Origin of the sequence: Bacillus alkalicellulosilyticus (assembly GCF_002019795.1) — a bacterium.
In the GTDB taxonomy this organism is placed as follows: Bacteria; Bacillota; Bacilli; order Bacillales; family Bacillaceae_F; genus Bacillus_AO; species Bacillus_AO alkalicellulosilyticum.
In genome coordinates, this window is sequence record NZ_KV917381.1 from 3,863,740 (window position 1) to 3,879,072 (window position 15,333).

The 15,333-nt window shown below is 38.3% G+C and carries 17 protein-coding genes and 1 riboswitch; of the genes, 3 read left to right on the forward strand and 14 right to left on the reverse strand.

Annotated elements, in window-relative coordinates:
* Nucleotides 1-24: 24 nt before the first annotated feature.
* The 3 genes from BK585_RS19345 (at nt 25) to BK585_RS19355 (ending at nt 2,734) form a co-directional block, all read left to right on the forward strand.
* On the forward strand, nt 25-561 hold the full coding sequence (locus BK585_RS19345) for a phosphatase PAP2 family protein (RefSeq protein ID WP_078555573.1): 537 nt from the start codon (nt 25-27) through the stop codon (nt 559-561).
* Between the two features lie 4 nt (nt 562-565).
* Nucleotides 566-1,702 carry a glycosyltransferase family 4 protein gene (locus BK585_RS19350; protein WP_078555574.1) on the forward strand — a complete coding sequence of 379 codons (1,137 nt, stop codon included), beginning with the start codon at nt 566-568 and terminating at the stop codon, nt 1,700-1,702.
* A 177-nt stretch (nt 1,703-1,879) separates the two neighbouring features.
* The gene (locus BK585_RS19355; protein WP_078555575.1) at nt 1,880-2,734 is read left to right on the forward strand and encodes an AraC family transcriptional regulator; all 855 of its coding nucleotides are present in this window, start codon (nt 1,880-1,882) and stop codon (nt 2,732-2,734) included.
* A 66-nt stretch (nt 2,735-2,800) separates the two neighbouring features.
* On the opposite strand, the gene BK585_RS19360 is transcribed toward BK585_RS19355, so the two are convergent.
* The 14 genes from BK585_RS19360 to BK585_RS19420 form a co-directional block, all read right to left on the reverse strand.
* Nucleotides 2,801-5,212 (reverse strand): glycoside hydrolase family 94 protein, encoded by a 2,412-nt coding sequence (locus BK585_RS19360; protein WP_078555576.1) that lies wholly within the window; start codon nt 5,210-5,212, stop codon nt 2,801-2,803.
* Nucleotides 5,213-5,666: 454 nt separating this feature from the next.
* Complete coding sequence (locus tag BK585_RS19365) at nt 5,667-6,647, reverse strand: beta-ketoacyl-ACP synthase III (RefSeq protein ID WP_078555577.1); 981 nt, start codon at nt 6,645-6,647, stop codon at nt 5,667-5,669.
* Nucleotides 6,648-6,875: 228 nt separating this feature from the next.
* Entirely contained in the window at nt 6,876-8,078 is a 1,203-nt protein-coding gene (gene metK / locus BK585_RS19370) for a methionine adenosyltransferase (RefSeq protein WP_078555578.1), read from the reverse strand.
* A gap of 160 nt (nt 8,079-8,238) precedes the next feature.
* Nucleotides 8,239-8,352: riboswitch (SAM riboswitch) on the reverse strand.
* 88 nt (nt 8,353-8,440) lie between these two features.
* Complete coding sequence (locus tag BK585_RS19375; protein WP_078555579.1) at nt 8,441-8,764, reverse strand: hypothetical protein; 324 nt, start codon at nt 8,762-8,764, stop codon at nt 8,441-8,443.
* A 98-nt stretch (nt 8,765-8,862) separates the two neighbouring features.
* Nucleotides 8,863-9,639: an alpha/beta hydrolase family protein gene (locus BK585_RS19380; protein ID WP_078555580.1), complete on the reverse strand. Its 777-nt coding sequence runs from the start codon at nt 9,637-9,639 to the stop codon at nt 8,863-8,865.
* 13 nt (nt 9,640-9,652) lie between these two features.
* On the reverse strand, nt 9,653-10,120 hold the full coding sequence (gene ytkD, locus BK585_RS19385; protein ID WP_078555581.1) for an RNA deprotection pyrophosphohydrolase: 468 nt from the start codon (nt 10,118-10,120) through the stop codon (nt 9,653-9,655).
* A gap of 67 nt (nt 10,121-10,187) precedes the next feature.
* Nucleotides 10,188-11,381 (reverse strand): bacillibactin exporter BcbE, encoded by a 1,194-nt coding sequence (locus BK585_RS19390; protein WP_078555582.1) that lies wholly within the window; start codon nt 11,379-11,381, stop codon nt 10,188-10,190.
* Nucleotides 11,382-11,518: 137 nt separating this feature from the next.
* Entirely contained in the window at nt 11,519-12,001 is a 483-nt protein-coding gene (locus BK585_RS19395; protein ID WP_170885653.1) for a YwpF family protein, read from the reverse strand.
* Between the two features lie 41 nt (nt 12,002-12,042).
* A complete protein-coding gene (locus tag BK585_RS24180; RefSeq protein ID WP_170885654.1) occupies nt 12,043-12,186 on the reverse strand; it encodes a hypothetical protein in 144 nt (47 codons plus the stop codon).
* Nucleotides 12,187-12,236: 50 nt separating this feature from the next.
* Nucleotides 12,237-12,389 carry a sporulation histidine kinase inhibitor Sda gene (sda, locus tag BK585_RS19400; RefSeq protein ID WP_078555584.1) on the reverse strand — a complete coding sequence of 51 codons (153 nt, stop codon included), beginning with the start codon at nt 12,387-12,389 and terminating at the stop codon, nt 12,237-12,239.
* A 76-nt stretch (nt 12,390-12,465) separates the two neighbouring features.
* Entirely contained in the window at nt 12,466-13,641 is a 1,176-nt protein-coding gene (locus tag BK585_RS19405; RefSeq protein ID WP_078555585.1) for a MalY/PatB family protein, read from the reverse strand.
* A gap of 31 nt (nt 13,642-13,672) precedes the next feature.
* Entirely contained in the window at nt 13,673-13,855 is a 183-nt protein-coding gene (locus BK585_RS19410) for a hypothetical protein (RefSeq protein WP_078556919.1), read from the reverse strand.
* A 137-nt stretch (nt 13,856-13,992) separates the two neighbouring features.
* Entirely contained in the window at nt 13,993-14,232 is a 240-nt protein-coding gene (locus BK585_RS19415) for a hypothetical protein (protein ID WP_139367596.1), read from the reverse strand.
* Between the two features lie 80 nt (nt 14,233-14,312).
* On the reverse strand, nt 14,313-15,302 hold the full coding sequence (locus BK585_RS19420) for an asparaginase (RefSeq protein ID WP_078555587.1): 990 nt from the start codon (nt 15,300-15,302) through the stop codon (nt 14,313-14,315).
* Nucleotides 15,303-15,333 lie beyond the last annotated feature (31 nt).

A 15,333-nucleotide genomic window follows, 5' to 3' on the forward strand; every position in this document is an offset into this window, starting at 1 on the left:
ACAACCAATAAGGGGGACTTCTAGATGGAGCGATCTAAAGAATGGTTATACAAGGCAGACTGTCAGTTGTTTTATATTTTTAATGAAAAGAGTAGGTCCATTCTCTTATGGAAGGTAATGTCCACATTAACTCACCTTGGTGGAGCATTATTTACGATAAGCAGTGTGTTGCTTTTAATTGCAGTAAGCCCGCCCCTCATTCAAAAAGTAGCTATTGCTTCAGCTATTTCCTTAACAAGTAGCCACCTTATCGTCGTCTTGATTAAAAAACTCTATAAACGAATTCGTCCTTACATGACGTTACCAGATGCTAAGGTAGTAGAAAACCCGTTTAAAGACCACTCTTTTCCCTCTGGTCATACAACATCCATTTTCTCGATAACGATTCCCTTCATGATAACTTGGCCTAGCTCCGCTATTTTATTGCTACCTCTGGCCCTTCTTGTAGGACTATCTCGAATCTTTCTTGGCCTACACTATCCTTCCGATGTCCTTGTTGGAGCTTTACTAGGGACGATTTGCGGAATTCTTTGTCTAAGTTTATTCGCAATAGGGGGTTAAACAAATGAGAATCGCACTCTTTACTGATACCTATATTCCTCAAGTAAATGGGGTCGCAAAAACCTTACAACGACTAGTTAATCATTTTGAACTTCGAAATGTGGACTATAAACTATTCGTTCCGACAGAAATGCCTGACCCATTTCCTTCTCATATTCACTCATTTTTTAGTCTACCATTCTTTTTATACCCGGAGTGTAGATTAGCTGTCCCAAATCCATTTTTAATTCGACAGCAAATGGCTGAATTCAAGCCTGACCTTCTGCATATAACTACTCCCTTTAATATAGGGTTGAGTGGACTTCATTACGGAAAAAAATTGAACATTCCAATGGTTGGTTCGTATCATACTCATTTCGATCATTATCTCCAGTACTATAAACTTACGATTATGTCAGAGATGCTTTGGACATATTTACGTTGGTTTTATGGGCACTTCGAAGAAACCTTTGTCCCTTCAACAGAAACGAAAATACACCTTGTAAAAAAGGGATTTAATAACATACAGCTATGGACTCGGGGCGTAGACTGCTCGTTATTTCAACCTTACCAAAACACCAATCTACTCCCAACAACGGCTCAAGATAAATATAAACTTCTTTATGTAGGAAGAATGGCACCTGAAAAAGATTTAGCTACCCTTTGCCAAGTGATCAGAAAAATGCCTGAACAGCTAAAAGATAACATACACTGGGTGTTTGTTGGTGATGGTCCAATGCTTCCAGAAATGAAAGCAGAATTTAGTAAAAATGTTACATTTACTGGATATTTAACAGGTACAGCACTCGCTGAAATGTATGCTTCTGCTGACTTATTTGTGTTCCCTTCGACTACAGAAACATTTGGCAATGTCGTGTTGGAATCATTAGCCTCTGGTACACCTGCTATTGTTGCGAATGAAGGTGGTGTCCAAGAAATAGTAACTCACAATCAAACCGGAATGGTATGTCAATCTAAAAACCCTCAAGCCTTTATTCAAGCGATTGAAATGATTCTAGGAAACGAGAGCAAGCGAAGACAAATGAGTCTAGAGGCCAGATCCTATGCCAAAACTCAGTCGTGGGAAGCGATTTTTGATAATCTCTTACTTCACTATGAACAAACCATCTATCAGACAAAGAAAACCGTACGAATGGCATAAGCCACCTAATACTAAAAGGATTGAGATTATATTGGTCTTACTCCTTTTTTCTTTTGTTTAAAGGGAAATCCCTTTTTAAATGGAATGTTTTTTATAGTAAACCAGTCTTTAGTTAGCAGAAAATGACAGGAGTCTTTTTATCATACACGATATCATGGGTACCAAGGAGTGAGCGATATGGGTTGGGTTGAATCATTGCAACAGGCTATCGATTATATGGAAAAAAACTTGCTTGAGGACATTTCAATAGAAGATATAGCTAAACAAGCAAATACATCACCTTTTCATTTTCAGCGGATTTTTTCTATTTTAACCGAAACTTCTGTGGGCGAATATTTACGAAGGAGGCGTTTGACTTTAGCAGCGCAGGAGTTATCTGCAACTAATCATAAAATAATTGACCTCGCCTTCAAATATGGCTATGACACTCCTGAAGCCTTTTCAAAGGCATTTCGTAGGCAACATGGAATGACACCAAGTGAAGCAAGAAGGAACAACGGTAAGTTACATTCTTATAACCGCCTGGTGATTCAGGTGAGTCTGAAGGGAGTAGAATCAATGAAGTATAAAATTGTGGAAAAAGAAGCATTTCAAGTGATTGGCATCCGTAAAGAGTTTTCATTACAGAACGAAGAAAACTCAACTGAAATCCCTAAACTATGGGGACAACTGAATTCTGATGGAACGACAGATAAACTTGTCAGTCTAAACAACGGAGTCATCAAAGGTGTACTGGGAATATGTGTCGACAATAAGATTCCTCAAAAAATTGAATATTGGGTTGCGACGGATTATGTTGGGAACACACCTGAAGGCTATGAGAGTCTTGTTATTCCGGCATCAAAATGGGGTGTCTTTGAAGTCCATGGTGCTATGCCAAATGCGATTCAAAGTGCGTGGAATCAAATTTTTTCTGAGTGGTTTCCTTCCAACAACTACGAATGTGCTGGAACGCCAGAATTAGAAGTCTATTCAGAGGATGACCCTAACCGTTCAGATTATTATTCAGAAATTTGGATTCCACTCAAATAGAAAACTATTTCGAAAAAAAAATCACGGAGAGCCGCTTAGGCTAGTCTCCGTGATTTTTTTTTCGGATTACTCTTCCATGACGACAATAACCGTATGAACCTTCCCGTCGTTAAAAATCGGCGCTTTATTTCCTTCGATTTTTTCCCCATCAACCGTAATAGATTTGACACCTTTACTAATGTTGTTTTTGTTATGGACCTCTATCTCGTACGTGGCTCCTCTAAAGTACTTGGTCACCTTAAAACCATCCCACGCTTTAGGAATACAAGGATTAATCACTAGTCCGTCGTATGTTGCCATTATCCCTAAAATATACTTCGTACCTGCCTGATACATCCAAGAAGATGTTCCTGATAACCAAGAGTTACGACCAAGGCCAAACTGAGGATGCTCATCCCCTAAAATGTTTTGTGGGTATACATAAGGCTCAATCTCGTATTCATCAATTTTTTCATTTTTGTAAACAGGGTTCACTTGAGAGTAGTATTCAAATGCTCTGTCTCCATTGCCAACGATCGTTTCTGCCATCATAGCCCATGGATTTGTATGAAGGAAAATACCTCCATTTTCCTTTGCACCTGGTGGGTAAGTCGTTATTCCACCTTTATTCGGATCAAAGCCATTGAAGCCCGGTGCACTAAGCTTAATTCCATTTTTCGTATTCAATAATTTATTAACGGATTCCAAGGCTATTTTTGCTCTATCTTCAGGAGCAAAGCCAGATAGGATCGCCCACGATTGACCGTTTACATATATTTTACCATGTTCATTTTTAGAAGAGCCTAAAGGTTCACCGTCATGGTCGAAGTAACGAATGTACCATTCGCCATCCCAGCCGACGTTATTTACTACTTCCTTCATCTCAGCATACCATGTTTCATACTGGTCTACTGCAGCCTGGTCTCCCATAAACGTCATAAGCTCAATCAATTCAAGAAGTGCCTTTCCGTATAAGTGAGCATTAAAAAACGATTCTGCTCCTGTAGGAAGGTTCACGGTGTCATTCCAATCCGCAAATCCTAGTAATGGAAGCCCGTGAGCTCCAGTATCATTGCGTGTGAACTCTACTGAACGTTTGATATGTTCAAGCACTGTACCTGACTCTAGTGGCTTACCTGAACTGTCCTTTTCGTAAAAAGGAATCTCCATATTTAAGAAGTCTGTATTTCCAGTTTCCTTCACATAGGCACAAACAGATTGAACGATCCAAAGATGGTCATCTCCGTAATAGTTCGGTCTATCTGGACTTTCTCTTGAGTCCCCTTCGTTCGCTTCCATCGTCGATGCATAGAACTGGTGCATTGCGGAACCGTCTCTCTTTTGTGTATGCAATAGCTTTTCAATTAAATCACGTGCATCTTCTGGAAGATTCGGGATAACCCCTAGTACGTCTTGTGAGCTATCACGGAATCCGATTCCTCTTCCACCAAAGCCTAACTGATAAAGAGATAAATCCCTCGACCAGTTTTTCGTAATATAACATTGTCTTGGATTATGGATGTTAAGCAATGTATTCATTTGCTCATCTGGAGTTTCAACCTGAAGCTTGGACAAGTAATTATCCCAGAAGCTAGAAAGTGCTTGGAAGGACTCGTCTACATTTTTTTCATCTCTATATTTAGCAATAGATTCTTTCTCTTCTGCGATATTGTTGGCTTGGCCAAGTTGGGTGATAATTCTTTTACTTTCGCCTGGAGCAAGTTCTCCAAGATGATGCATAAGAGCTGCAATATTATCTCCTCTATTGGCTTCGTAATTGCTTAATTCTTCGTGTTGTAAGCTAAGTGGGTTAGCCCATGTTCCAAACTCATTATCACCTAAGAAGATTTTTCGGTCAGTTTCAAAAGAAGATACTGGATAGTTGGAAGTGAAAAAGTTCACGCTTGTGTCTCGTTTCATAAAGGCATATTGTGTTAACACCTTTAATCCCTCTTCTTCGACCATTCTTGACTGCATTGTTTGAGGAACCCAGTCTGCATTAGTGAACTGCTTTAACGCATCGAAATGGGTATATTCGACAACCGGAATAATATCAAGCTCGACTGTTGTATCTTTAAGATTTGTTACGGTAATATCTCTAATAAGTCTTGGTTCATTTTCAGGAACAAACACAGTGATTTCCGTTCTAATCCCATGTATTTCTGAAACATATTTCGAGTAGCCTAGACCTACTCTACATTCATATAAATCATAGTTATCAAGTGTAGGAACAAAATAAGGAGAAAATGATTGATATCCCCCGTTTTCCTTAATTCTTATGTATGTTGTTTCACCGTTAAATTCATAGCTAGGTAGTTGTGGTAAATATTTTACGATTCGGTTTAAAGCAGGATCCCCTTTACATATAAGTGAACCGCCCGTTTGATCAACAAAACCACCAAACTTAAGATTTCCTACATAGTTGATCCATTTCGTTGGTGTTTTTGGATTTGTGATTACGTATTCTCTCGTTGCGTCATTAAAATAACCATATTTCATTTTGACCCTCCTTAAAATACTTCACATTATTAGGTTTGTATGCGTTCTCATTAACGTATACAAGTTAAGTATATAACAACCTTTTAAGATTACAAGCTATCTTAAAAGGTTTCACAAAAAGAACATGGGCCTGCTTTAAAGAGCCACAAAATGTTAAAAAGCAGGCTATATATTAAAAGAACTCACTGTTGTATTGCTAATGGGTGTTGGTCCATATATCCTTTATTCACCATGATTTTCATTGTATCCTCAGCATACTTTAATACTTCTGCCATTAATCTACCATACAAGATTTTAAATTTCAGCTGTGCTTAAAGGTCTATCTCCAAAGAACAAATTCTTGCTTGGTGGGATGCCATTTAATTAAAAAAGACCGACTATCACTGAGGGTACTGAAAAAGTTCGATTAACTTTTTACAGTGGCCTCTTATCAAATCGGCCCCAAAAGAGTTTGCTAATATTTCATTAATAACGATCCCCACACCAATCCTCCGCCAAAAGCGGTTTGCATGACTAGATCGCCTCTTTTTATCTTGCCACTTTTTACTGATAAATCAAAAGCAAGCGGAATCGTTGCTGAAGAATTATTTCCATAATATTTTATCGTCGAAATGACTTTCTCTAACGGGTAATTCAGTTGGTTGGCAACTGCTTCAATAATCCTTTGATTTGCTTGATGAGGAATAATCCAATCTATCTGTTCTTTTTGATAACCTGAAGCCTCTAACGTTTCCGTTACCGTTTTTGACATCGACTGAACCGCTAATTTAAAAATCTTTCTCCCATCCATTACAATTCCAGGTCCTTCGGCTGTATTATTCTTCGGATTCCTACTCCCACCATTAGGCACATATAAACCTTCTAAGTGTTCACCTTTTGAATGAATGGATGAATAAATAATTCCTTCATTTTCGATAAATTGATCCGTGCGAGATAAAACAAAAGCACCTGCTCCATCCCCAAATAAGATACAGGTTGAACGATCCGTATAATCCGTGATTTTGGATAAGGTATCGGCTCCTACTACTAGAACATGTTTGTGCTTTCCTAATTTCACGTACATTTCAGCCACTTGGAGCGCTGTAACAAAGCCAACACATGTTGCATTTACATCAAAAGACCCGACTTCTCTACACCCTAACCTTTCTTGTAGCTGACAAGCAACAGATGGAAATTGATAATCTGGAGTTACCGTACCTACGACAATAAGATCTATATCTTCTGCCGTTAGCCCCGCATCTTCTATCGCAAGTTTAGCAGCAACATAAGCTAAATCTGACGTTGATTCTGATTCTTCTGTTACTCTTCGTTCGGAAATTCCTGTTCTTGTAACAATCCATTCATCGTTCGTTTCAACCATCTTTTCCAAATCAGCATTCGTAAGTCTCTTCTCTGGAACATAAGAGCCTGTGCCACTAACGATAGCATTATACATTTACTCACCTCATTAATTATTACCTGGTCATATGAACTGATTATAACATTATATGTGAATTATAGAAAATGGTCATTATGTCTTAGTTTGGTTTACACATACGGTCTTAGTTTGCGTCTATCCCCAATTTTCTTACTTGAATATTAAAAATAGACATGCTTCTACGTTCACAAAAAAATGTCCTACTAGGGGCTATAATTCCCTAGTAGGACATCCTACTTGTAAATATTATAAAGCTAAACTACGTAATAATTCTGCTTTGTCTGTACGTTCCCATGGAAGATCAATATCGGTACGACCAAAGTGACCATAGGCAGCTGTTTGCTTATAGATTGGACGACGGAGGTCAAGCATTTTAATAATGCCAGCAGGTCGTAAATCAAAGTTGTCTCGAACTAAGTCAACAAGAACTTCTTCTGACACCTGTCCCGTACCAAACGTATCAATTGAAATCGAAACCGGCTGTGCTACACCAATCGCATACGCAAGTTGAACTTCACATTTATCCGCTAACCCTGCAGCGACAATGTTTTTTGCTACGTAACGAGCCGCATAGGCTGCCGAGCGGTCCACTTTTGTAGGATCTTTACCTGAGAATGCTCCACCGCCATGTCTTGCATATCCACCGTACGTATCAACAATAATTTTTCTTCCAGTTAAACCAGCATCCCCTTGAGGGCCACCGATAACAAAGCGTCCTGTTGGATTGATGAAGTATTTTGTTTCTTCATCAATTAAGTCCTTAGGAACGACTGGGTTAATGACATGTTCTTTTAAATTACGTTGAATTTGTTCTAATGTTGTTTCAGGATGGTGCTGTGTTGAAATAACGATCGTGTCAATACGAACAGGTTTGCCTTCTGAATCGTACTCAACTGTTACTTGAACTTTTCCGTCTGGTCTTAAATACGGAAGCACTTCATCTTTACGTACTTTCGTTAAACGACGGGCTAACTTATGAGAAAGAGAAATTGGTAAAGGCATTAATTCTTCTGTTTGGTTATCTGCATAACCGAACATTAATCCTTGGTCTCCTGCACCAATTGCATCAATTTGCTCATCCGTCATTTGGCCTTCACGTGCCTCTAATGCTTGGTTTACACCTTGTGCAATATCTGGTGATTGCTCATCAATTGAAGTTAATACCGCACACGTTTCATAATCAAATCCATACTTTGCTCTTGTATAGCCAATAGACTTAATTGTTTCTCTCACAATTTTCGGAATGTCTACATAGGTACTTGTTGTAATTTCTCCAGCAACAAGTACTAATCCAGTAGTAACCGATGTCTCACAAGCTACACGTGCGTTTGGGTCATTCGTTAAAATTGCATCTAAAATCGCATCGGAAATTTGGTCGCAAATTTTATCGGGATGCCCTTCCGTTACTGATTCCGACGTAAACAAACGTCGACTTTTCTTCTCTACCATTAAACAGTATCCTCCTTCGCACACCTAAGTAAAAAAGATATTCTAACTTAGCATGCACTAAAATTTGATACGGCACTCATCCGAATGAAAACGTTGCAGTGTATATACCATAAAACCCTTTTCCTAATATGAGGAAAAGGGTGGAAGTATCACCTTTCGCCTCTTATCTTCCAAGACATTGTCCTGCAGGTTAGCACCTTTCCACCAAAAAGAAGCGTTAGTGTTGGTTGCTGGGTTTCATCGGGCCTGTCCCTCCACCGACTCGGGATAAGAGTTCCGTTCGCGACATATGATATCGTAGTTAAAGAAAGATGTCAACCTTTGGTGATTGACATCTTCGGAATTTGTCAAATTGGTTTTTATTAATAAGGGGTGCGATGATTATTCTGGTTCCTGATTTCCTCAGCTTCTCTTTCTTCTTCTCGGATTTGCATCCTCATTAGTTCCCTTTCATTATCTCTTGGTTTCACTTGACTATATACCCCACTAGCCGTTAAACCGATAATCAAAGCAACTAATAACTCGCTTCCCCAGTCACGTGGAATGAACCATAATATTGAAGCAATCCCTATTGCTAATAATGCTCGATATCTTTTTTCTATGGAAAATGCGTTTCCGATAACTGTTACTAACGCTGCGACAACAGCAGCCAATGTCCCAAGGTCAAACATCGTTACACCTTCCATGAAGAATCCCCTCCTTCTCTATTGCTATCGTATGCAACATTTTGAGAAAGAGTAACACTAAATCTGTGGACATAGTAAAAGTTTTTCATAAGCCAACGCTACTGTTTCTTCATCCACACAGTTACTTTTTTTACAATCAAGCTGTTAAACGGTTCAGGAAAATGATGAGTGAATGTGGGATAATACCACCTCTCATATTCTTTGCTTGCTTTATGTAATGCCTGTTCTAATCGTAACGCATGTTTAAAAGATACATGCTCGTCTTCGATTCCATGGATAATGCAAACGGGAGCCGTAAGTTTTTTCACTTCAGAAAGAGGGGTTCTCGACACATAGCGTTCAGGATATTTTGTAACGGATCCACCTACAACTCTTTTCATCATTCTGCGAAGATCGACTCGTTCCTCATACGTTAGCAACATATCTGATACGCCATTCCAACACGTAACAGTAGCAACTTCTGGACGTAAAATGGCTGTAAATAACGCCATAACTCCACCTCGCGAAAACCCAAGAACGTGAATTTGACCCGATATTTTCGGCTGAGCCAATAAGACATCAACACTATATACAGCATCATAACGGTCTTCCCCGGCAAAATCCTCTCTTCCTTCACCCCCTTTATTTCCTCGATAAAAAGGAGCAAAGACTATAAACCCCTCAGCTGCATATTGCATAATTCGTTCAATTCGAACCATTCCAACGTTTTTTAGTCCACCACGCAAATAAAGCAAGCCTGGCAGTTTGCCAGCTTGCATAGGTTCTACGAGATACCCTTTTACCTTAAGGCCTTGACTGACATAAGTCACGATCTGAAGCTTTAATTTTGGATCTGACGAAGGTAATTCAACCTGATCAATAATTTCTCCATCCATCAAGACCCTCCTCCTAAATCAGTTCCATCTTTTGTAACATCCGTAAAGATTGTTGTAGTACATCATCTTTCATTATAAAACTAAATTCGTCGGCGGCTTGAATGTGCGCTGGGAGTGTTTCAAGCAATAATGGACCTTTTGTTTCAAAGTAAGATTCCATTTCTTCTATTTCTTTAATGTCCGCATAAAAGATGGTTTTAATAATTTCTTGGTCCTGTAGTACTTTATATTGACCTATATAAATGAGTGTAGCTACGATAGCTCCAGTTTCTTCATAGACCTCTCGAAGTGCTGCTTCCTCAGCTGTCTCACCATGTTCTACTTTGCCTCCTGGAAATTCAAATCCTCTCAGTGGGTGTTTAGTAAGAAGCCATTTGTGTTGATAACGGCAAATGACCCACACATGACCAGGAGTAAGCGAGAATGGTTGTTCAAAAGTTAAATGAACAGTATGTTTATAATTATCCTTAAACGTTATCATCGCATTTCCCTCACATACCTAATAATGCCTTATTGTAATAGTCAGCTCCCTCTTTGTCCACTCAAAGCTAGTCCTCATCAGGTTTTATTGCAAAAACAGCAATAAATAGAGCCACTACACAAATGAGCGTATTCGAAAGAAACAGAACTGCATGTGATATTTTCATCAACACTGCGAAGACAGGAGGTCCAACTGCAACTCCTACAAATCGCATACTACTATAAACAGAAGTAATCGTACCCCGTTGTTCTTTTTTAATTCCTTCTGTTACTAACGCATCTAGACTAGGAAGAGCAATACCTATCCCAATGCCACTTGCGACTAAGGCGGTCAGTAAAATATAGATATCTTTTGAAAAAGAGATAGAAAACACGGAAACTGTTAGTAAGCCAAGACCAATGACGGTCATCCATTTCATCAATGGTTTTTCTTCCCCAATTCCTTTTCCTGTAATATATGATGATAAACATAACGCCGCCAATGGAATGGCTAGAATTATCCCTTTTTTAATTCCGTCTATCCCATGCTCATCCTCTAACATCGTCGACAAATAAAAAAGGACACCAAAAATAACAAACATACAAATGCAACCGATGATAAAAATAGCATATAACCATCGTCCGTTATTTTTGAATATCGTTTTTATTGAGTGTAAAAACTCTTTTAATGCTACTGGTTTCTTTGTGTTTTTTGGCGTTTTCACTAAAAAAAGCATCATAATTATCGAAATCACACAAAACACTGGAAAGGCAAAGAACGGCAAAAACCATACTACCGTTGCTAAAGCTGCACCTAAAATAGGACTTAACACCTTACCAAAGGTATTCGATGTTTCAACTACACCTAGTCCTTTACTAACGTCACTTTCTTTCGGAAAGATATCTCCAACTAATGGCAACACAATCGGAAAAGAACCGGCTGCTCCGATCCCTTGTAAAAATCGACCAAAGATAATGTATTTATAAGGATCATCCATTTGCCAAGAAGCAAAACCTGCGATTAAACCACCGATTCCAGCTAAAAATAAACTAGGAATAATTATGACTTTTCTACCTAATCGGTCTGAAAGATACCCGGCAAACGGGATACAGATGATAGCTACTACAGAATATACTGTAATGAGCATACTTACCTGTAACGATGAGATTTGTAATTCTTTTTCAATTGCTGGTAATACTGGTATAAGCATTGAATTCCCAAGTGTCATCACAAGTGGAATGGATGCAATTGAGATTAAATCCCATGTTTTCTTGTCCTCCATTACCTTCCCTCACTTTCAGGTCATTTTCTTAGTATCCTTTCTGGTGAGTTTTCTATACTAGGAAAACACCACCCCCCTACGAATAGACTGATGGGCTGAGGGAGTATGAAAAAAATCTAGCCTGAGAGCTGGCTAGATTAAAAAGTACCTTGTGACTTTACTTGGTTATAAATATCATCGATAAGACGTTGCATCGCTACTCCACGTTCACCTTTTCGCTTTTTGAACTCATGCAATAAATCCTTACCTGAAATTCCTTCATCGACAATCCCGTGAAGGATTAAATCAATGATTTCATCTCGATTTATTGCGATATGGCCTTCTAATAAGACACTCGTCTTTTCTGTTAGGTCCGTCATTTTTTGAACTTTAGCAACCATTGTAGCAGGATAGTTCTTTTCACTTGTTATAACAACTTCAATTAGGATATTTTTATCGTGTTCATAGACATCTGTGAATTTGTCAGCACCGCTATTAGTCACAACCGCATCAATTAACCACTTTTTTCCGTTGTCGTCCACATCAATAATTAACCCATCTTCAACCGGGATATTTTCTTGACTGACCCCATTTTCATGACCCTCTAACACTCTCAATGAAAAAAGCCGATACGTTTTCAACGTGTCAACACACCTTTCAGCTAGTACACATATTCCTTTTATTAAGAACTTTTCATTCTCTTATAAAGTTCTTCCGTCTTTCGAAGTTCCACCCAATTTAACAATTGCAATTCCTTTGCTGTTAAATCTCGGCCTAGTTTACGTTTCATTTCAAAGACAAGTTCCCGGTACAATTGTAAGGACATATAATTTTCCTTTCCATTATAAATTAGAACTCAGTTAACCTAGTTTAGTATCAATACACCGTTTCTGGCTTAAGATTATGAGTAATGACAATCTCTCTTCGTTTAAGCTCTTGTTCTAAAATAGAGATAAAATCTCTTTCAAGGTTCAATTCCACTGCCTTTATATAGGCTTCAATCAATAGGTCATCGTCAATTTTTTCCATTCTCTTAGAATTCCCCCAACATCCTTTAAAAATTACAGTTGTCTAAAGTAAATCTTAGGAGTCTACACTGCTTGAATTAATTAAAACGTTTTTCATACGCCTTTCTCATCCGAGATAATCCTTCAAGCAGAATTTCTTTTGGACAAGCAAGGTTTATTCGTTCAAATGCTTCGCCTTCTTTTCCAAACACAATTCCATGACTTAAAGCAACCTTTGCTTCGTCACGCCACCATTTTTTTCTTTCTGTTGACGTCATTTCTAATTCACTGCAATCAAGCCATATCAAATATGTGCCTTGTGGTTGAACTATTTTGATTTTAGGCATGTATTGCGATATATAGTCTGAGGCTACTTTTACATTGTCCATTACATAGAGAATAAGTTCTTCTAACCACGATTCTCCATGTCGGTACGAGGCTTCAGTCGCAACGGATGAGAAGTTATTTGTCATGTTTAAAAATTGTTGGCTTAGCTGATGATCGAATTTCCGTTTTAAATCGTTATTAGTAGTTACGACAAAGGATGCCTGGATTCCTGCTAAATTAAATGTTTTACTTGGTGCAAGACATGTAAACGTTCGCTTAGCAATCTCATCTGACAGTGTCGCAATCGATGTATGAGTATGATTTTTAAAAATCAAGTCTGCATGGATTTCATCAGAGATAAGAAGTAAGTCATGCTTAATACAAATTGTCGCTAGCCGTTGGAGTTCTTCTTCTGTCCAAACTCTGCCAACTGGATTATGCGGACTACATAAAATAAGCATTTTTGTTTTAGAATCAATCACAGATTCAAGGTGCTCAAAGTCCATGTGGTACTGTGTACCGTCAAATTGCAACGGATTTTCAACAAGAGTTCTATCATTGTTCGTGACTACTTTAAAAAACGGGTAATAAACCGGTGGCTGGATAATAATTTTATCTTGCTTATTGGTAAACGCTAAAATCAGTTGGTGAATGGCAGGGACCACACCCGACGTATATGTAATATCACCTTTCGTAACGTTCCATCTATAACGCTTTTCCAACCATTCAATTACAGCTATATCCAGACTTTCTGTCTTATTCGGGTATCCAAATATTCCGTGGTCGACTCGCTTTCGCAAAGCAGTAATTACCTCTTCAGGTGCTTTGAAGTCCATATCTGCAACCCACATTGGCCATAAATCTTCCCCACCATATAGTCGGTCTACACCATCCCATTTCATGGATTGACTATTGCTGCGATCCCATACTTTGTCAAACTGAGACATTCCGATATCCTCCTTTTCATGTAAGGCTCCATTATCTATCGTATGTATAAGTTACTGTACCACCTTTATGAGCTCTACCAACAAATTGATTTCGGTCTTCCTGGTTCACAAGAACTGCACGGAAAGGCAAGAAATCTTCTTTTCCAACAGTATATTGTTCTAACTCTCCTTCACGTAACTTACTTAGAATTGTTAAAGCTTCCGATTCTTCCATTTGCATCACCTTATCTCTTTTTTTATCTACCTATATCTTATTTAAAAAAACACGGTGAATCAACGAAAATTACTAAGAGGGCACTACAAAAAGGTAAAACCCTAACTTTTTCAGTGCCCCCATGTTCTCCAATTTGATTATTCTTTTTTTACATAGATCGAAACAGATTCCGTGTATTCATCATTATCCCTTTCAATATAAAAGTGACAGTCTATATATTGGTAAAATACAAAATGTGGTTCAAAAAAGTAATGGGTACAGTCTCGATAGTGGATTCCTCCAGATTTTCTGATTAAATCTATGATTTTAGTAGGGTCTTCCACTTCGTATGATTTGACCACTTTGCCATTTCCTTCGTTAATAATATGGACCTCCACCATAGTTCTCTCCCTTACTAAATGATACGTAATACAATTTATGAAGAAGTGAGAGATGATATGATAACTTGTCTTCTATACTACAGCTTTACTTGGATAGTTCCGGCTTGTGTATTTTTCGAATTATAAACTGGGTTTTTATGAAGCTGATAGAGCTTTTCTATCGTCTCCTTATTTTGATAGTCTAGCTCCTCTAATACCTTTGCTATTAAGGAGGGTAAAATCAGTTCTGTACCTGAAAAAATTTTAAAGGCTAATCCTAACTTCTCTGCTTTTAATGCCAAACAAACAACCCCTTCAGCACCCGCTTTGGCAAAAATATTCTTGTCTTCTAACAACGTTGTGCTTAAATAGCCAAAGGAAGACACATATTCGCAGTGCATCGACGCTACTGTTTTGATAGAACCCAGCACTTGCTGCAATTGGTTGTTCCCTATCGTAGGAGACACAAATTCAAGATAAGAAATAGCGAGATTTTTGAGCGGCATTGCATAGACCGGTACACCGCAACCATCAACTTCAACAATAAGTTGATGTTCATTCATATCAGCAAACTGAGCTACCACTTTTTTTATTTCTTGCTGTAATGGATGTTCTAGCAAATGATACCCGACCGTTGACCAATTTTTCTCCCTTGCTGTTGCAATAAACGCAAGATGTTTTCCCGAACATGTATGGAACAGGCGTCGTTTTTGCCCACCTCTTCTTATACAATCTTCTTTTGGTTTTTCATTTGCAGGATAAGCGGGTGGACAAATCAACTGGCCTTCATTAATTTCTAACTTTCCCATTAACGACTCCAACCGTTCTTGATGGTAATATTCACCGCGTTGAGAAGCAAAGGTTAAGGCCATCTCTTCTGGTGTTAATGAATATTTTTGTTCGATTCCTATACTAAAGGGAAGAATAGCTTGAATTGGTTTCATTGACGAACGATAAAAGACGGGTAAGGTCATATTTCCTTTCGAAAATATGACCTTTTTCATTTCATCGACGACACAAACGCTAGCGTGATGAATATTTTCAATGGTCTTTCCTCTTAATTCATGAATAAAAATTGAATCTTCCATAGAATAGAAATCCTTTCATAAGCTGCTGTTT